This is a genomic window from Modestobacter italicus (assembly GCF_019799965.1).
Classification (GTDB): domain Bacteria; phylum Actinomycetota; class Actinomycetes; order Mycobacteriales; family Geodermatophilaceae; genus Modestobacter; species Modestobacter italicus_A.
In genome coordinates this window covers 549475-567069 of the sequence record NZ_JABGCJ010000003.1, presented here as the reverse complement: position 1 = coordinate 567069, position 17595 = coordinate 549475, and the positions used below count along the sequence as shown (strand labels likewise).

Genomic DNA, 17595 nt, shown 5'->3' with positions numbered 1-17595 from the left:
CGGGGCCCCGTCGCTCACCGGTAGTTGTCGAACTGCAGCGCGATCTCGAAGTCTTTGCTCTTGAGCAGCTGCTGGACCGCCTGCAGGTCGTCGCGCTTCTTCCCGCTGACCCGCAGCTGGTCGCCCTGGATCTGGGCCTGCACGCCCTTGGGGCCCTCGTCCCGGATCGCCTTGGCGATCTCCTTGGCCTTGTCCGAGGCGATGCCCTGCTGGATCCGGGCGGAGATCTTGTAGACCTTCCCCGAGGCCTGCGGCTCGTCGGCGTCCAGCGCCTTCATCGAGATGCCGCGCTTGACCAGCTTCTCCTTGAAGACCTCCAGCGCCGCGGCCACGCGCTCCTCGGTGTCGGCCTGCAGGGTCACCCCCTCTTCGCCGGCCCAGGCGATGGTGGCGTTGACGCCGCGGAAGTCGAACCGCTGCGACAGCTCCTTGCCCGCCTGGTTCAGGGCGTTGTCGACCTCCTGCCGGTCCACCTTGCTCACCACGTCGAAGGACGCATCGGCCATGTCGGTTCCTCCTCAGCGGGGACGACGCGCCTGCCGGTACCCGGCGAAGGCGTCGTCCCCCGTCTTGTAAGCTCTCCCGGTACCACCACGGCGGGTTGCCCGAGTGGCCAATGGGAGCGGACTGTAAATCCGTCGGCTTAGCCTACGAAGGTTCGAATCCTTCACCCGCCACGCCTGGTACGGCGGCCCCCGACCACACGGTCGGGGGCCGCTCTCGTTCCCGGGCACCCTGCCTCGGGAACACCGACCTCGGCGCCACCGTCACGGGATCGTGGGTGCGCGGGCACTGGCGACCGCGGTGCGCTCCAGCGGCTCCCCGGCGAGGAAGAGCCAGCCGAAGGCGATCGGCACCGACCGGGTGCAGCGCACGGTGACCTCGGCGCCGCTGGTCTCGGCCGACCAGCTGTCCAGGCCGACGCCGGCGTCGGCCAGCTGGTCGGCGACCGCGGCCTCGGCTGCTGCCCGGGTGAGGGGCAGCTCCGCGCCGACCCCCTGGGCGTAGACGACGGCCTCGTCGGCCTGGTTGGCCGCGGCGAGTGCGGCCCCGTCGCAGATGGACTGCACCTCCTGCTGCTCCAGGAAGGCGTCGGAGGCGGCGATCGCGCCGAGGGCCATCAGTGCAGCCACCAGCCAGCAGACCAGGACGAAGGGCAGGGTGGAGCCCGCCTCGGGGTCCGGGGTGCCGGGTCGGCCGCGTCGCACGCGCGCAGCCTAGAGGCCGCCGCGCGGCGCAGTCCGCGTCGTCCACCGACTGTGGACGGCGGCTGTGGACGATGTGGACGACGACCTCGCCCGGGCCGCGCACAGCCGCGCAGCCTGTGGACGACGCCCTCTCCCGGCTCGCTGGCGCTCCAGACTGCCGGCATGGCGATCGAGGTGACCCCTGCCCAGCTGTACGCGCTGGCCTCGTCCCTGGCGGCGGCCGCTGAGCGGGCGAGGCAGGTGGCGGGCGCCGTCCCCGGCGCCCCGGTGGGCGGCCCGCTGGGGGCGGCCACCGTCGGCTTCGGCGAGAGCGTCCGCACCGCGGGGCACTGCCTGGCCGGTGAGCTGTCCTGGCTCGGCGAGGCGGTCGCCGCAGCGGCGGACTCCTGGCAGCGGCTGGACGGGACGCTCACGGTCCCCGGCGTGCCGGGGTGAACGGGTTGCTGTCGCCGCCGGCCCCGCTGCCCGATCCGCCCGGCTCCCTCCCCGCCCTGGACGAGCTGGTCGGACAGCTGGCGTCGGCCGGCTACGCGGCCGGGCTCACGGTGCACCTGCTCGGGTCGGCGGGGGTGGTCCCCGGCTGGCAGGGCGCGGACGCGGACGCGGCCGCTGCCGAGGTGGCCGCGGCCACCGCCGTCGCCGGGGAGCTGCACGCCGCGCTGGTCTCGGCGTGGACGCGGCTGGGTGAGCACCGGGAGGTCTGGCAGCGGGTGCTGGCCCGGGTGGCCGCGTTGCGCGAGCAGCAGCGGGCCGACTTCGCCGACGCCGCGGTGCGGATCGGGGTGCTGGTCGGCCCGGCGCTGGAGCGCGGTGACCCGGGGCCGGGCGAGGCCGCTGCGCAGGAGCTGGCCGGCACGGTGGCGACGGCCGACGACGCCCGTGCCGCCGAGCACCGGGCCCTGCTCGCCGCGCTCGCGGAGGACGCAGCGGACACGGCGAGACTGCTGGCCGCGGCGCTCGGCTCGCTGGGCGGCGACGTCCGCCCCGGCTCCGCTGCTCAGCTGACGGCCCGGCTCGCTGCCCGGCTGCCCGGTTGGGGCGAGGCAGCGCTCGCCGACCTGGGCGGGCAGGCGGCGGGGGAGCTGTCCGGCCGGCTCACCGCCGCCGAGCTGGAGGCCGCAGCCGCCCGCTGGACGGCGTACGCCGAGGTGCCGGCCTTCGTCGAGGAGGTGCTGGGCCGGCTCGGTGCCGACGGGGTCGGCTGGCTGCTGACCGTGCTGGGCACCCGGGCGACCGGCGGCCAGGACGACGCGCTGACCGCCCTGCTCGCCACGGTCGTGGCCACCGCGACGGCCGCCGGTGGGCGAGGTGCGCAGGTGCTGGCCGCGGTACGGCTGGACCGTGACGACCCGGACGGCGCGGTCGACCTGGCCGGGATCGGCATGGGACTGGTCCTCGGGGGCGTGGCGGCCCGCGGCGGACCAGTCACAGCCGCTGGGCTCGCGGCCGGCTGGGGTCGCCAGCTGCTGGACCGGGAGGGAGCGCAGGGCGCGGGGGCCGTCGCCCGGACGGCGGCCACACTGCCCGACCCGCTGGTCGGCGTCCTGCGGGTGGTGGTCGCCGGGGGAGACCCGGCAGCGGCCGCTCGGCTGCTGGGCACCGCCCGCTCCTGGTCGACCCTGACCTCCCGATCCTGGCCGGACGGGGCCGCCGACCTGGCGGCGGCGGTGCGCCTGGCGGCTGGGGCACCGACGGCCGGCCAGGTGGCGGCCGCCGGTCTGGGCGCGCTGGGGCAGGGGCTGGCACCGGGGTCCACGGACAGGGTGGTCGTCGACCCCGAGGTCCTGGCGGTGGTGGGCGCGCCGCTGGCCGACCTCGTGGCCGGGCAGCCGGACGTCGTCGTCCCCCTGCTGGCGGCGGCGTCGGACGCGGTGCCCGGTGCGCTGGCGCCGGAGACGGACGCGGCACTCCGCGGGCTCGCGCACCTGCTCACCGACGCCGCACGGGACGAGGTGGTCACGACCGCGCTGGCGGCGGCGCTCGCCGGCGGCGCCGCAGGAACGGCGGCTCCTGCCGTGGCCGGTGGCCACGTCGCCGTCCAGGAGCACGCCCAGCGCCTCACGTACGCGCTCGAGTTCAGCCGGGCCCAGAGCCGGGCCGTGGACGTGCAGATGGTCTGGACGATCGGGGTGGACCTGCCCGTCACGGTGCTGGCTCGCGGCCCGGCGGAGGACCTGGTCGGGGCCGTCCTCGACGGTGCCGCCGGGCTGCTGGACGCCGACGGCGAGGTGGACCTCGGCCCAGACCTCGGACGGGTGCGCACGGCGGCCGACGCGCAGCGCTGGGCGGTCCAGACGCTGGGCGGGGGTGTCGCCGGCGCACCCGTGGGCGCTGCGGCCGAGGAGGGCTTCACCGCGGCACTGCAGGCACTGGGGACGCTCTCCCCGCCCGAGCCGGGGCCGCTCGACTGGGTCGATGACCTGCCGTTCCCGGACCAGGGAGATCGGCAACAGCCGCGAAAGATCCCACGTCGGTGACAATCAGGCTCACGGAGAGTAACGACACGGCGAAAAGCGTTCCCTCTGGCGTGTCAATGGTTGCCTCGTGTGGGTGACACCTTGCAGTCTCCCCATAGCGGTCTGTGCCGGACGACGCTCTGCCCCCGCGTGGGCGGCTGCCGCGCCCACACCCCGTCGTGCCCTCTGGAGGCGTCATGTCCAGCACCACCTCGCTCACCGCCGTCCGCCCTGCCGCCGCCGACCGCGGCTGGCGTTGGTCCCGCGGCTGGCGCTGGAGCCGCTGACCAGCTGACCCGGTCGGTGCGGGCGCCCTGTTCGGGGACCTGCACCATCGGGTGAGCCTGCTGCTCCGGGCCCGGTGTCGCTGTTACCGTCGGTCGACACCGCCTCCCGACAGACAGGCTCACGTTGGCCGAGCCCTCGGCACGTCCGGCCCCCGAGACCCGGGGGGAAGCTCTGTTCCGGCGCCCGGAGACGATCTTCGCCGTTGCGTGTGCAGCGGCGGTCGTGCTCGGTGCGCTGACGCTTCCGCACGCCTGGGCGACCCCGCCGGTGTGGGCGGTGCTGGCGCTGTTCGCCGCCTTCCTGGTCACCGAGTCGGTCCAGCTGGACATCGAGTTCCGTCGGCAGACGTTCTCGGTCTCACCCTCGGAGGTCGCCCTCCTCGTGGGCCTGGTCGAGGTCGGGGGCGTCTGGACGGCGGCGGCCCGAGTGGGCGCCGTTGCCGTCGTCCTGGCGCGCCAGTCCCTGCCCTTGCCGAAGGTTGGGTTCAACCTCTCGCTGGCGGTGGTCGAGGTCTGCGCGGCCGTGCTGGTGCTGTCCTGGCTGCCACCGTTGGACCTCGGTCAGCCGTCGAGCTGGGTCTCCTTGGCCTGTGCGTTGGTGGGCGCGACCTTCGTCGGGATGCTCCTCACCTGCCTGGCCATCTCCCTGGCCGGCGGCTTCCCCGGCTGGGGGCTGCTGCTCGGGATGATGCCGGCGCTGGCCGTGGCGCCGCTGAGCGCCGTCGTCGGCGTGGTGGCCCTCCTGCTGGCCCGTCAGACGCCGTGGGGCTGGGCGCTGATCGTGCCGCTGGTGCTCGGTGTGCTGGCGATCTTCCGACAGGGAACGCAGGCCCAGCGCGAGCGTCGGACGGTCCAGCAGGTGTACGACTTCGCCCGCCGGGTGGAGCTGGTGACCCCGGACGAGGAGGGCATCCGCGAGATCGTCCGCGCGGTGCGGGACCTGCTCAACGCCGACCGGGTGGCCCTGTGGCTGCCGCCGTACCTCGACGAGGGCCCGCTGCTGGTGGTCGATGCCGCCGACAGCGACCTCGCCTGGTACGACGGCCCTGGCGACCCTGACGACCTGGTCCGCCAGCGCGCGCTCGCCCCCGAGGCGACCGGTCCCGTCCTGCTGTCGACGGCTCGGGCGGACGGCCGTGAGGCCGCGGCACTGGGTCGGCGCGGTGCCCGCGAGGTGCTCGGTGCGTCCGTGGTGACCGCTGCCGGGGAGCCGGGCTACCTGGAGGTCTGCGACCGCCGCAGTGACGTGATGACCTTCGGCGCGGGCGAGCAGGGCGCGCTGGACTCGATGCTCACCCACGTCAACGCCGCGATCCGCCAGCAGCAGCTGCTCGCCCAGATCCGGCACGACGCCGACCACGACCGGCTGACCGGGCTGCCCAACCGACAGCGGTTGGCCGCGGAGATCGACGCGGTGCTGTCCGTGGAGCCGGACACTGCCCGGGCCGGGCTGGTGCTGGCCGCCCTGGACGGCTACACCGACGTCACCGACACCCTCGGGCACGCGGCCAGCGACGAGCTGCTGCTGGTGACCGCGGGGCTGCTGCGCGAGCACGCGCCCCCGCAGGCGCTGGTGGCCCGGATGGAGGGCGGCCAGTTCGCCGTCCTGCTGCCGGGGCTGTCCCTGCCGGCCACCGAGCGTGCCGCCCGCCGGCTGCGCGAGGCCGCCTCGACCCGGGCGCGGGTCGCCGGGCTCGACCTGGAGGTGTCGCTGACCATCGGCGTCGCCGCGGCGCCGGTGCACGGTTCCGGGGCCGGGACGCTCATCCAGCGTGCCGACGTCGCCCTGCTGGCCGCGCACAGCTCCGGGGGAGTGGCGACCTACCACCCGGTGCTGGACCAGCAGAGCCTCCGGCGGCTGCAACTGGGCACCGAGCTGGAGACGGCGATGGCCGAGGGCCAGATCACCGTGGTCTTCCAGCCCATCGTCGACACCCGGACCGCCGACATCGTCTCGGTGGAGACGCTGGTGCGCTGGGCGCACCCCCGGTACGGCGAGATCCCGCCGGACGACTTCATCAGCCTCGCCGAGCAGATCGGCCGCATCGGGCCGCTCACCGACCACGTGCTGGACCGGGCGCTGGACCGCTGCCGGCGCTGGCTGGACCAGGACATCGCGCTGTCGGTTGCGGTCAACCTCTCCGCGCGCTGCCTGGTGCAACCGGATCTGGTGGAGCGGGTGCGGAGCGCCCTGCGGCGGCACGGGGTCCCGGGCGAGCTGCTCACCCTGGAGCTGACCGAGGGCAGCGTCGTCGACGACACGGTGCGCAACAGCACCGTCCTGGCCGACCTGCACGCCCTCGGGCTGCGGCTGTCGATGGACGACTTCGGCACCGGGTACTCGTCGCTGTCCCAGCTGCGGTTGCTGCCGATCGACGAGCTGAAGATCGACAAGTCCTTCGTGCTCGGCATGTCGACCAGCCAGAACGAGTCGTTCATCGCCCGCTCCATCGTGGAGCTGGCCCACAACCTCGGGCTGCGGGTCGTGGCCGAGGGCGTCGAGGACGAGGTCACCCGTGACCTGCTGGCCCAGATGGGCTGCGACAAGCTGCAGGGGTTCCTGGTCAGCCGGCCGCTGCCGGACGACCGGCTCGAGGGGTGGCTGCTGGCCCGGACCGGGGTCCGGGCCCCGGCGCCGGGCGCCACTCACCGCCGGTTGTTCGTCCGGACCTGAGGAAGGACCTCCTGCCGCCCCACTGCTCGCAGGGTCGCGGCGGGCCCCTGCAGGGAGGCCGAAGGCGTCAGGTACAGTTCTCCACGGCTCCTCGGAGCAGGCCCCTTTAGCTCAGTCGGCAGAGCGTCTCCATGGTAAGGAGAAGGTCTACGGTTCGATTCCGTAAAGGGGCTCGTACGACGACCACCGGTCCAGTCGCGAGACCGGGCCGGGCGGTCACCCGGCGGTGTAGCTCAGCCTGGTAGAGCAAGCGGCTCATAATCGCTGTGTCACCGGTTCAAGTCCGGTCACCGCTACTCCAGACGGACCCCGCTCGCGGGGTCCGTCGTCGTGTCCGGCTCCCGCCGCACACGGGCACCACCCGATGTCGAGGAACTCTCGACCACCGACAAGGCGAGGATGCGCTCATGGCAGCCACTGACGTCCGTCCGAAGATCACCCTGGCGTGCCAGGAGTGCAAGAACCGCAACTACATCACCCGCAAGAACCGGCGGAACGACCCCGACCGGATCGAGCTGAAGAAGTACTGCCCGACCGACCGGAAGCACACGGTCCACCGCGAGACGCGCTGACCGCAGCGGTCGCGAGGAGAGGGCGGGAGCATGGCGCTGGACGCAGGACTGGTCGGGCGCAGCTACCCGCCCTCTGCCGTCTACGAGGTCGGGCGGGAGAAGATCGCCGAGTTCGCCACGGCGCTGGCTGACCCCGACCCGGTCTACCGCGACCCGGCGGCCGCCCGCGCGGCCGGCCACCCGGACGTGATCGCGCCCCCCACCTTCGCCATCGTGCTGAGCCTGGGCGCCGGCAACGTCGTCGTCGACGACCCCGACGTGGGGATCGACTACAGCCGCGTCGTGCACGGCGAGCAGCGCTTCACCCACCACCGCCCGATCCGGGTCGGTGACCGGCTGGTCGCCACCGCCACGATCGACGCGGTCAAGACGGTCGCCGGCAACGACATGCTCACCACGCGGGTCGACCTGGTCACCGAGGACGGCGAGCCGGTGTGCACCACCCGGTCGATGCTCGTCGCGCGGGGCACGGCGTGAGCGCCCGCCCGGTCGACGTCCAGGTCGGCACCGAGTTGCCCGAGCAGACCTCCCGGGTCACCCGGGCGGACCTCATCCGCTATGCCGGTGCCTCGGGGGACCTCAACGTCATCCACTGGAACGAGCGGGTCGCCCGTGAGGTGGGCCTGCCCGACGTGATCGCCCACGGCATGCTCACCGCCGGCCTGGCTGCCCGTGCGGTCACGAGCTGGGCCGGTGACCCGGGCGCCGTCGTCGACTACCACGTGCGGTTCAGCCGGCCCGTGGTCGTCCCGGACGACGACGCCGGGGCCGAGCTGACCGTCCGCGGCCGGGTGGCCGCCCTCCTCGAGGACGGCCGGGTGCGGGTCGACCTGACCGTCACCAGCGGTGGCGAGAAGGTGCTCTCGCTCGCTCGCGCCGTGGTCGCCCTGAGCTGAGCCGGTCCGGGTGAGGAGGCCGCCGGGAGCGCCCGTGCGGCCACGGCCCTCGCGACCGCGCCGGCCGCCGCGCTCGTGGTGTCCGGCTCGTGGTGTCCGGTTGCACCTCCCGGGTGAGCCGTCGGCCGAGCCGACCGCACCACAGCCCCGGACCGAGGGCTGCCTCGGGGAGCGGTCCGAGCCCGACCCCGAGCGCCCGGTGGTGGTGGAGATGGCGTTCTCGCTGTCCGACGACCGTCGCACGGCGCCGCCAGCGAGACCGTGCGCTCCACCGCCGACCTGCCGACCGACGAGCTGGTCCGCCAGCTCGTCCCGAACGCCCGGGACGCCAGCGCGCTGGGCAACCGGCTCACGGTCGACCCAGCTGCGTGGCGCGGACGTCGCCGCCGGTCACGAGAGCGCGCAGGCGGCAGCTCCCGGTTGGCGGTACGTGGTCGCGCTGGCCGAGCCACTGGGCGCCGGGGAGTCGACCGAGGTGGCGCCGGGCCTCACGCTGCGGCCGGGCGAGGCCGACTCCGAGCGGGTCGAGACCGCGCAGGACGTGTCCTGGTTCGGCAGCGGTGTCCCGCTGCTCGCCAGGAGCCGGGTGTCGGCTGGGCCCGGGACCCCTTCGTGGCGCTGATGGGGGAGACCGCCACCAGCCCGGCCAGCGACACCACGACCACCGTGGACGCACCCGCTGCGCTGGCCGTGCCGGAGTCCGCCGGGGCCCTCGACCCGGCGGACCTGCCACGGTGACCCGGGCGGCCCCGGCACGCGTGGGAGGGGCTCCTCGCGGGCCTGCCGGGGCGGGCGTTGGCTGGCCGCCCCGGCGGTCCCGTACACTCGTCGTCCTGGGGCCTGAAGGGCCCCGCCACCGGCGTGCCCCGGAGGCCCCTCTCGGGGGTGCGTCGCAGGACGGGGCCATGCCGTCGGGCGGGTCCGGGCGTCCCCTAGGGGTGTAGCTCAATTGGCAGAGCAGCGGTCTCCAAAACCGCAGGCTGCAGGTTCAAGTCCTGTCACCCCTGCCACGACCGACGACAGCCCGTCGTCATCCACCCGGACCAGCCGGCCGAGGTGGACCCGACCGAGCCGACCGAAGTGAGCGAGGCGCTGTGAGCGAGAAGGACGGCGAGCCGAACGGCGAGCAGCTCGACGCCGAGCCCACCGAGGCTGAGCGCATCGACGCCGAGACCCCGGGTGTCGACGACGCCGGTGAGCTCGAGGCAGCCGAGGCCGAGGTCGCCGAGGACGCCCAGGACGACGAGGACAAGGTCGTCGCCACGCCGCCCCGCCGCCGCGCCCGCGGTGCCCGCCCGGCCGGTCGCCCGACGGAGTCCGGCCGTACGGGTGAGGGCACCCGCACCCGCGCCGAGGCAGAGCGCGCCCGCGCCGCCGAGCTGCGCCGCAAGCGCAGCATCGGCCGGTTCCTCCGCGAGGTCGTGGCCGAGCTGCGCAAGGTCATCTGGCCGGGGCGCAAGGAGCTCATCACCTACACGACCGTGGTGATCGTCTTCGTGGCCGTGATGGTGGCCATCGTCGCCGGCCTGGACATCCTCTTCGCCCAGGGCGTGCTCGCCGTCTTCGGCTGACCCGCCCCGCGACTGCACGCCACCCGAGAAGGAAGAGACCCTGTGACGGACCCCCGCGAGCCCTTCGAGACCGACAGCGCGGTCGAGGGCATCGACCTCGACGACGCACGAGCGGACGTGCGCGGCAGTGCCGACCTCGAGACGGGTGCCGGCGAGACCGGGTCCGCCGAGGGATCGACCGACACCGCCGACCAGGACACCGACACCGGTGTCGCCGACGTCGTCCCCGAGGTCGAGACCGGCGAGCCGGGCACGCTGGCCGGCGACCCGCTGCCCGAGCCGGCCCCCGACCACGACCCGGTCGTGACCGAGGCCCTCGAGTCCGCCGACGAGGAGGACGAGGACCCGGCCCAGGCGCTGCGCAAGACGCTGCGCAACCAGTTCGGCGACTGGTACGTGATCCACTCGTACGCGGGCTACGAGAACAAGGTGAAGACCAACCTCGAGTCCCGGATCACCTCGCTGGACATGGAGGACTACATCTTCCAGATCGAGGTGCCCACCGAGGAGGTCACCGAGATCAAGAACGGCAAGCGGACCCAGGTCAACCGCAAGAAGCTGCCCGGCTACCTGCTGGTCCGGATGGACCTCAACGACGAGTCCTGGGGCGCGGTCCGCAACACCCCGGGTGTCACCGGCTTCGTCGGGGCCACCTCCAAGCCCTCGCCGCTGAGCATCGACGAGGTCGTCAACCTCCTCGTCCCGGCGACCACGGCCAAGCCGGCCGTCGCCGCCGAGGCCGCCCCGACCGCCGGCCCGGCGCCGGTCGTCGAGTTCGAGGTCGGCGAGTCGGTCACCGTCATGGACGGCCCGTTCGCGACGCTGCCGGCCACCATCAACGAGATCAACCCCGAGCAGCAGAAGCTCCAGGTGCTCGTCTCCATCTTCGGCCGCGAGACCCCGGTCGAGCTGTCGTTCACCCAGGTCTCCAAGATCTGATCGAGGCCCCGTCGCCCCCCCCGACGCTCGTACCATCGTGTCGGGGCCCTGCGACGGGGCCGTTCCATCCCGTCACCAAAGAAGGAAGTCATGCCCCCCAGGAAGCGGTTGACCGCGGTCATCAAGCTCCAGATCAACGCCGGTGCGGCCACCCCCGCGCCGCCCGTGGGCCCCGCCCTCGGTCAGCACGGCGTGAACATCATGGAGTTCTGCAAGGCGTACAACGCCGCGACGGAGGCCCAGCGCGGCAACGTCATCCCGGTCGAGATCTCGGTCTACGAGGACCGGTCGTTCACCTTCGTCACCAAGACGCCGCCGGCAGCGCGCATGCTGCTCAAGGCCGCCGGGGTGGAGAAGGGCTCGGGCGAGCCGCACAAGACGAAGGTCGCCACGGTCACCCGTGACCAGGTCCGCGAGATCGCGCAGACCAAGATGGCCGACCTCAACGCCAACGACATCGACCAGGCCGAGAAGATCATCGCCGGCACCGCCCGGTCGATGGGCATCACGGTCAAGTGAGGCAGGCCGCCGGCTGACGGCGGCACCGCACCACCCGGGTCCGCGCGGACCCGGCCAGCACTCGTGGGAGGGCCCAGCCAGGCCCGCGCACCACGCGACCCCCGTCCCGGGGGGAAGGAGCACCACCATGGCGAAGCACGGCAAGAACTACCGCAAGGCCGCTGAGCTGGTCGACGCGGACACGCTGTACAGCCCGCTGCAGGCGGCCGGTCTGGCGAAGCAGACCTCGACCACCAAGTACGACGCGACCGTCGAGGTCGCGATCCGGCTCGGCGTCGACCCGCGCAAGGCCGACCAGATGGTCCGCGGCACGGTCAACCTGCCGCACGGCACCGGCAAGACCGCGCGCGTGATCGTCTTCGCGACCGGTGACAAGGCCGCCGAGGCCGAGGCCGCCGGCGCCGACGTGGTCGGCTCCGACGACCTGATCGAGCAGATCCAGGGCGGCTTCCTGGACTTCGACGCCGCGATCGCGACCCCGGACCAGATGGCCAAGGTCGGCCGCATCGCCCGCATCCTCGGCCCCCGTGGCCTGATGCCGAACCCGAAGACCGGGACCGTGACCCCCGACGTCACCAAGGCCGTCAACGACATCAAGGGCGGGAAGATCAACTTCCGCGTCGACAAGCAGGCCAACCTGCACCTGGTGATCGGCAAGACCTCCTTCGACGAGACGAAGCTGGTGGAGAACTACGCCGCTGCCCTCGACGAGGTCCTCCGCGCCAAGCCGTCCGCGGCCAAGGGTCGCTACGTCAAGAAGGTCACCGTCTCCACGACGATGGGCCCCGGCATCCAGGTCGACCCGAACCGCACCCGCAACCTGACGGTGGACGAGCCCTCCGCCTGACGGAGGACACCGTCCTCCTCACCCCGGGCGCAGGCCCGGGTTGAGCCGTAGGACGAGACCGTGACGGCGCCGCCCCCTCGGGGGCGGCGCCGTTCGTCGTCTGTCGGGCCGCGCTCCCGGCGGGCTCGACGATCGTGGGGGACCCGGTCGGGGGCCACGAGGAGGCAGGTGCGCACCGCCGCCGGCGGGGTGTGGCCGAGGCGGTTGGCGCGGACGACGGGGCATGACGTACTCTTGCCGCTGTTCCCCCCATGACCGCTTGGTCGTCGCACGTCCGCGTGCGATCGAAGGTCCGGACCTCCGGACGGCCTGCGCAGGTGGACGGATCGATGTGACGTCGGATCCGGGTCGGCTGACCCGAATCCACCGACCTCCCTCGCCCCGTGCGCCCTGCGCCGGGGCGTTCCTCGTCTCCGGGCCCCGATCGTGTGCGAGCGCGCACCGGCCGGTGGTCGCCCGACAGCGAGAGGAGGCCCATGCCCACGCAGGCCAAGGACGCCGCGATCCAGGAGATCACCGAGCGTTTCCAGGCATCAAGCGCGGCCGTGCTCACCGAGTACCGCGGGCTGACCGTGGCGCAGCTGACCGAGCTGCGTCGTTCCCTCGGTGCGGGCAGCAGCTATGCCGTCGTCAAGAACACCCTGACGAAGCGGGCGGCGGACTCGGTCGGTTTCTCCGACTTGGGCCCGCTGCTGAACGGCCCGACCGCGATCGCCTTCATCGAGGGCGACCCGGTCGAGGCCGCGAAGGCCATCCGTGACTTCGCGCGGGCCAACCCGTCGCTCGTCGTCAAGGGTGGCGTGGTCGACGGCCGCACGGTCGACGCCTCCGAGGTCACCCGCCTCGCCGACGTCGAGCCGCGCGAGGTCCTGCTGGCCAAGCTGGCCGGCGCGATGAAGGGCAACCTGACCAAGGCTGCCGGGCTGTTCCAGGCCCCGCTGTCGCAGGTCGCCCGCCTGGCCGAGGCCCTCAAGGAGAAGAAGCCCGCCTCGTCGACCGACGAGGTCGCTGCTCCTGCCGCCGACGCAGCTGCTGCTGACACCACCCCCGAGACCACCGACGCTGCCGCGGACACCGCGGCCAGCGACGCCTGACCCACCAAGGAGACACCATGGCCAAGCTTTCCACCGACGAGCTGCTCGACGCCTTCAAGGAGATGACCCTCCTGGAGCTGTCGGACTTCGTGAAGCAGTTCGAGGAGACCTTCGAGGTCACCGCCGCCGCCCCCGTCGCCGTCGCGGCCGCCGGCCCCGCCGGTGGTGGCGCTGCCCCCGAGGCCGCCGCCGAGCAGGACGAGTTCGACGTCATCCTCGAGTCCGCCGGTGACAAGAAGATCCAGGTCATCAAGGAGGTGCGCGGCCTGACCTCGCTCGGCCTCAAGGAGGCCAAGGACCTGGTCGACAACGCGCCGAAGCCGGTCCTGGAGAAGGTCGCCAAGGACGCCGCCGAGAAGGCCAAGGCCGCTCTCGAGGGCGCCGGCGCCACCGTCACCGTCAAGTGACCCCCCGCCCGGCGGCCCGCGTGGCCGCCGGGTAGCACCACCCCGCACCAACGACAGGGGCCGATCCACTCCGGTGGGTCGGCCCCTGTCGCACGTCCCGGTCGGGGAACGGCCGGCCGCCGTTCACCCCCAGGGCACGGCGTGGCTGCTGCCACCCGACCGGCTCGCTGGCATCATCGGCGGTGCACCCACCTCGCCCGCCCCCGATCCCACCGCGCTCTTCCGCTGATCCCCCCGCGCTCTGCCCCCGATCCCACGGCACCGGCCCCTCCGAGGCTGCGCTCCCTGGGCCGGGCGGGCGCCGGCCACCCCTCGCGGGTGGGTCACCCGTCGCGAGCGCGACCCGACGTGGACACCGGCGCGCAGCAGGGGTAGGGTCTCCTGTTGCGCTGCCCTCTGACTGCCAGCCCGTTGACACGGGTCACCAGGGGTGCCCGGGAACGGCTCCGGGCAACCCCGTGTTGACCGTACCGACGAGGTCGGCATCCGCGGTCAGCCTCGCCGAAACCGACGACGACCCAGGACGATCTGCACCCCACCGCCCGCACGTCGTGAGGTCCTTGGAAGGACGCATCTTGGCAGGCTCTCGCCCCACCAGCATCACCCCCGGCACCACCGAGTCCGGCACCACCCAGACCACCCCGGTCGACGTCCAGGCCGGTCCCCGCACCGGTGGCACCGACCACCAGAAGATCCCCGGCGCCCCGCTGCGCGTCTCCTTCGCGAAGATCCACGAGCCCCTCGAGGTGCCGGATCTGCTGGCCCTGCAGACCGCGTCCTTCGACTGGCTGGTCGGCAGCCCCGCGTGGAAGGCCACCCTCCCCCCCGAGGAGCAGGCCGACGCGGTCGGCGGTCTGGCCGAGATCCTCGAGGAGATCTCCCCGATCGAGGACTTCAGCGGCTCGATGTCGCTGTCCTTCTCCAACCCGCGCTTCGAGGACGTCAAGGCGTCCCTCGAGGAGTGCAAGGACAAGGACATGACCTACGCGGCGCCGCTGTTCGTCACCGCCGAGTTCATGAACAACACCACCGGCGAGATCAAGAGCCAGACGGTGTTCATGGGCGACTTCCCGGTGATGACGAGCAAGGGCACGTTCGTCATCAACGGCACCGAGCGCGTCGTCGTCTCGCAGCTGGTCCGCTCGCCGGGCGTCTACTTCGACAAGGCCCTGGACAAGACGTCGGACAAGGACGTCTACAGCGCCAAGGTCATCCCCAGCCGTGGTGCCTGGCTGGAGTTCGACGTCGACAAGCGCGACACCGTCGGCGTCCGGATCGACCGCAAGCGCCGTCAGCCGGTCAGCGTCCTGCTCAAGGCCCTCGGCTGGACCGAGGACCGCATCCGTGAGCACTTCCAGTGGTCGCCCACCATGCTGGCCACCCTGGAGAAGGACCACATCGCCGGCCAGGACGAGGCGCTGCTGGACATCTACCGCAAGCTGCGTCCGGGCGAGCCGCCGACGCGCGAGTCGGCGCAGGCGCTGCTGGAGAACCTCTTCTTCAACCCCAAGCGCTACGACCTGGCCAAGGTCGGCCGCTACAAGGTGAACAAGAAGCTCGGTGTGGAGGTGCCGCAGGGCACCTCGACGCTGACCGAGGACGACATCGTTGCCACCATCGAGTACGTCGTGCGTCTGCACGCCGGCGAGCCCGACCACGGCGTCGACGACATCGACCACTTCGGCAACCGCCGGCTGCGCACCGTGGGCGAGCTGATCCAGAACCAGATCCGGGTCGGCCTCTCCCGCATGGAGCGCGTGGTCCGCGAGCGGATGACCACCCAGGACGTCGAGGCGATCACGCCGCAGACCCTGATCAACATCCGGCCGGTCGTCGCCTCCATCAAGGAGTTCTTCGGCACCAGCCAGCTCTCGCAGTTCATGGACCAGACCAACCCGCTCGCGGGCCTGACCCACAAGCGCCGCCTGTCGGCGCTGGGCCCGGGTGGTCTGTCCCGTGAGCGCGCGGGCATGGAGGTCCGCGACGTGCACCCCAGCCACTACGGCCGGATGTGCCCGATCGAGACCCCGGAAGGCCCGAACATCGGCCTGATCGGCTCGCTGTCCTCCTTCGGCCGGGTGAACCCGTTCGGCTTCATCGAGACGCCGTACCGCAAGGTCGAGAACGGCACCGTCACCGACCAGATCGACTACCTGACCGCCGACGAGGAGGACCGCTTCGTCGTCGCGCAGGCCAACTCGCCGCTGGACGCCCAGGGCCGCCTCGCCGAGGAGCGGGTCCTGGTCCGCACCAAGGGCGGTGAGGTCGACTACCTGGCTCCCGAGAACGTCGACTACATGGACGTCTCGCCGCGGCAGATGACCTCGGTCGCGACGGCGATGATCCCGTTCCTCGAGCACGACGACGCCAACCGCGCCCTGATGGGCGCGAACATGCAGCGTCAGGCCGTCCCGCTGCTGCGCAGCGAGGCGCCGCTGGTCGGCACCGGCATGGAGCTGCGTGCCGCCGTGGACGCCGGCGACGTCGTGGTGGCCGAGAAGGCCGGTGTGGTCGAGGACTCCACCGCCGACTACGTCACCGTGATGGCCGACGACGGCACCCGGCAGACCTACCGGCTGCTGAAGTTCCAGCGCTCGAACCAGGGCACCTCGATCAACCAGCGCCCGGTGGTCCAGGAGGGCCAGCGGGTCGAGGTCGGTCAGGTCGTCGCCGACGGCCCGTGCACCGACGAGGGCGAGATGGCGCTGGGCAAGAACCTGCTCGTCGCCTTCATGCCCTGGGAGGGCCACAACTACGAGGACGCGATCATCCTGTCGCAGCGCCTCGTGCAGGACGACGTCCTGTCCTCGATCCACATCGAGGAGTTCGAGGTCGACGCCCGCGACACCAAGCTCGGCGCCGAGGAGATCACCCGGGACATCCCGAACGTCTCCGAGGAGGTCCTCGCCGACCTCGACGAGCGCGGGATCATCCGGATCGGTGCCGAGGTCGTCCCCGGCGACATCCTCGTCGGCAAGGTCACGCCCAAGGGCGAGACCGAGCTGACCCCGGAGGAGCGGCTGCTGCGGGCGATCTTCGGTGAGAAGGCCCGCGAGGTCCGCGACACCAGCCTCAAGGTCAAGCACGGTGAGTCCGGCAAGGTCATCGGCGTCCGGGTCTTCTCCCGCGAGGACGGCGACGAGCTGCCCGCCGGCGTGAACGAGCTCATCCGGGTCTACGTGGCCCAGATGCGCAAGATCAGCGACGGCGACAAGCTGGCCGGCCGGCACGGCAACAAGGGCGTCATCTCCAAGATCCTCCCGCAGGAGGACATGCCGTTCCTCGAGGACGGCACCCCGGTCGACATCGTGCTCAACCCGCTGGGCGTGCCCGGTCGGATGAACGTCGGCCAGGTGCTGGAGATGCACCTCGGGTGGATCGCCAAGCAGGGCTGGCAGGTCGAGGGCACGCCGGAGTGGGCTGCGAAGCTGCCCGGCGCAGCCCGCCAGGCCGCTCCCGGCACCCGCACCGCCACCCCGGTGTTCGACGGCGCCAAGGAGGACGAGCTCATCGGCCTGCTCGGCTCCACGACGCCGAACCGTGACGGTGAGCGGATGGTCAAGGAGACCGGCAAGGCGCGGCTGTTCGACGGCCGCTCCGGGGAGCCCTTCCCCGAGCCGATCGCCGTGGGCTACGTCTACATCCTGAAGCTGCTGCACCTGGTCGACGACAAGATCCACGCCCGCTCGACCGGCCCGTACTCGATGATCACGCAGCAGCCGCTGGGTGGTAAGGCGCAGTTCGGTGGCCAGCGCTTCGGTGAGATGGAGTGCTGGGCGATGCAGGCCTACGGCGCGGCCTACGCGCTGCAGGAGCTGCTCACCATCAAGTCCGACGACATCCTCGGCCGCGTCAAGGTGTACGAGGCGATCGTCAAGGGCGAGAACATCCCCGAGCCGGGCATCCCGGAGTCGTTCAAGGTGCTGCTCAAGGAGCTCCAGTCGCTCTGCCTGAACGTGGAGGTCCTGTCCGGTGACGGGCAGGCGATCGAGCTGCGCGACACCGACGACGAGGTCTTCCGGGCCGCGGAGGAGCTGGGCATCGACCTGAGCCGTCGCGAGCCGTCGTCCGTCGAAGACGTCTGATCGGCCCGCCGGCCGGCCCTGACCGAGTCAGGGCCGGCCG

At 72.5% G+C, this 17595-nt stretch carries 17 protein-coding genes and 4 tRNA genes; 19 read left to right on the top strand and 2 right to left on the bottom strand.

The features are described 5' to 3' along the window. Positions 1–14 precede the first annotated feature (14 nt). Positions 15–506: a YajQ family cyclic di-GMP-binding protein gene (locus tag HLA93_RS10325; RefSeq protein WP_222194263.1), complete on the bottom strand. Its 492-nt coding sequence runs from the start codon at positions 504–506 to the stop codon at positions 15–17. Between the two features lie 89 nt (positions 507–595). Between HLA93_RS10325 and HLA93_RS10320 the strand changes: the two genes are divergently transcribed. Then, a tRNA-Tyr gene (locus tag HLA93_RS10320) sits at positions 596–677 on the top strand. A 90-nt stretch (positions 678–767) separates the two neighbouring features. Here the strand turns inward: HLA93_RS10320 and HLA93_RS10315 are convergent. Next, the gene (locus HLA93_RS10315) at positions 768–1208 is read right to left on the bottom strand and encodes a pilus assembly protein TadG-related protein (RefSeq protein WP_222194262.1); all 441 of its coding nucleotides are present in this window, start codon (positions 1206–1208) and stop codon (positions 768–770) included. Positions 1209–1370: 162 nt separating this feature from the next. On the opposite strand from HLA93_RS10315, the gene HLA93_RS10310 reads away from it, so the two are divergent. The 18 genes from HLA93_RS10310 to rpoB all read left to right on the top strand — a co-directional run bounded on the left by HLA93_RS10310 (position 1371) and on the right by rpoB (position 17555). After that, entirely contained in the window at positions 1371–1643 is a 273-nt protein-coding gene (locus HLA93_RS10310) for a hypothetical protein (protein WP_222194261.1), read from the top strand. Beyond that, positions 1640–3685, top strand: coding sequence for a hypothetical protein (locus HLA93_RS10305; protein ID WP_222194260.1), 2046 nt, complete (start codon positions 1640–1642; stop codon positions 3683–3685). Before HLA93_RS10310 ends, HLA93_RS10305 begins: the two co-directional genes overlap by 4 nt. A 489-nt stretch (positions 3686–4174) precedes the next feature. Then, complete coding sequence (locus HLA93_RS10300) at positions 4175–6625, top strand: putative bifunctional diguanylate cyclase/phosphodiesterase (RefSeq protein ID WP_308128046.1); 2451 nt, start codon at positions 4175–4177, stop codon at positions 6623–6625. A 100-nt stretch (positions 6626–6725) separates the two neighbouring features. Continuing rightward, a tRNA-Thr gene (locus HLA93_RS10295) sits at positions 6726–6798 on the top strand. 49 nt (positions 6799–6847) lie between these two features. Beyond that, a tRNA-Met gene (locus HLA93_RS10290) sits at positions 6848–6921 on the top strand. Between the two features lie 111 nt (positions 6922–7032). After that, entirely contained in the window at positions 7033–7197 is a 165-nt protein-coding gene (rpmG, locus tag HLA93_RS10285) for a 50S ribosomal protein L33 (RefSeq protein ID WP_014742879.1), read from the top strand. A 30-nt stretch (positions 7198–7227) separates the two neighbouring features. Then, on the top strand, positions 7228–7674 hold the full coding sequence (locus tag HLA93_RS10280; RefSeq protein WP_222194259.1) for a MaoC family dehydratase N-terminal domain-containing protein: 447 nt from the start codon (positions 7228–7230) through the stop codon (positions 7672–7674). Next, positions 7671–8093 (top strand): MaoC family dehydratase, encoded by a 423-nt coding sequence (locus tag HLA93_RS10275; protein ID WP_222194258.1) that lies wholly within the window; start codon positions 7671–7673, stop codon positions 8091–8093. Before HLA93_RS10280 ends, HLA93_RS10275 begins: the two co-directional genes overlap by 4 nt. A 100-nt stretch (positions 8094–8193) precedes the next feature. Further along, the gene (locus HLA93_RS10270) at positions 8194–8715 is read left to right on the top strand and encodes a hypothetical protein (RefSeq protein WP_222194257.1); all 522 of its coding nucleotides are present in this window, start codon (positions 8194–8196) and stop codon (positions 8713–8715) included. Then, positions 8706–8831, top strand: a complete 126-nt coding sequence (locus HLA93_RS21505; RefSeq protein WP_281425215.1) for a hypothetical protein — start codon at positions 8706–8708, stop codon at positions 8829–8831. Before HLA93_RS10270 ends, HLA93_RS21505 begins: the two co-directional genes overlap by 10 nt. A 196-nt stretch (positions 8832–9027) precedes the next feature. Further along, positions 9028–9103 (top strand) — tRNA-Trp (locus HLA93_RS10265). Between the two features lie 84 nt (positions 9104–9187). After that, the gene (gene secE / locus HLA93_RS21795; protein WP_222194256.1) at positions 9188–9664 is read left to right on the top strand and encodes a preprotein translocase subunit SecE; all 477 of its coding nucleotides are present in this window, start codon (positions 9188–9190) and stop codon (positions 9662–9664) included. Positions 9665–9706: 42 nt separating this feature from the next. Next, positions 9707–10603, top strand: a complete 897-nt coding sequence (gene nusG, locus HLA93_RS20910; RefSeq protein ID WP_222194255.1) for a transcription termination/antitermination protein NusG — start codon at positions 9707–9709, stop codon at positions 10601–10603. A 90-nt stretch (positions 10604–10693) separates the two neighbouring features. Then, positions 10694–11122, top strand: a complete 429-nt coding sequence (gene rplK, locus HLA93_RS10250; RefSeq protein WP_222194254.1) for a 50S ribosomal protein L11 — start codon at positions 10694–10696, stop codon at positions 11120–11122. Positions 11123–11249: 127 nt separating this feature from the next. Next, positions 11250–11969, top strand: coding sequence for a 50S ribosomal protein L1 (gene rplA, locus HLA93_RS10245; protein ID WP_222194253.1), 720 nt, complete (start codon positions 11250–11252; stop codon positions 11967–11969). A 476-nt stretch (positions 11970–12445) separates the two neighbouring features. Next, positions 12446–13063 carry a 50S ribosomal protein L10 gene (rplJ, locus tag HLA93_RS10240; protein WP_222194252.1) on the top strand — a complete coding sequence of 206 codons (618 nt, stop codon included), beginning with the start codon at positions 12446–12448 and terminating at the stop codon, positions 13061–13063. Between the two features lie 17 nt (positions 13064–13080). Next, a complete protein-coding gene (gene rplL, locus HLA93_RS10235; protein WP_222194251.1) occupies positions 13081–13470 on the top strand; it encodes a 50S ribosomal protein L7/L12 in 390 nt (129 codons plus the stop codon). A gap of 575 nt (positions 13471–14045) precedes the next feature. Beyond that, the gene (gene rpoB, locus HLA93_RS10230) at positions 14046–17555 is read left to right on the top strand and encodes a DNA-directed RNA polymerase subunit beta (RefSeq protein ID WP_222194250.1); all 3510 of its coding nucleotides are present in this window, start codon (positions 14046–14048) and stop codon (positions 17553–17555) included. Positions 17556–17595 lie beyond the last annotated feature (40 nt).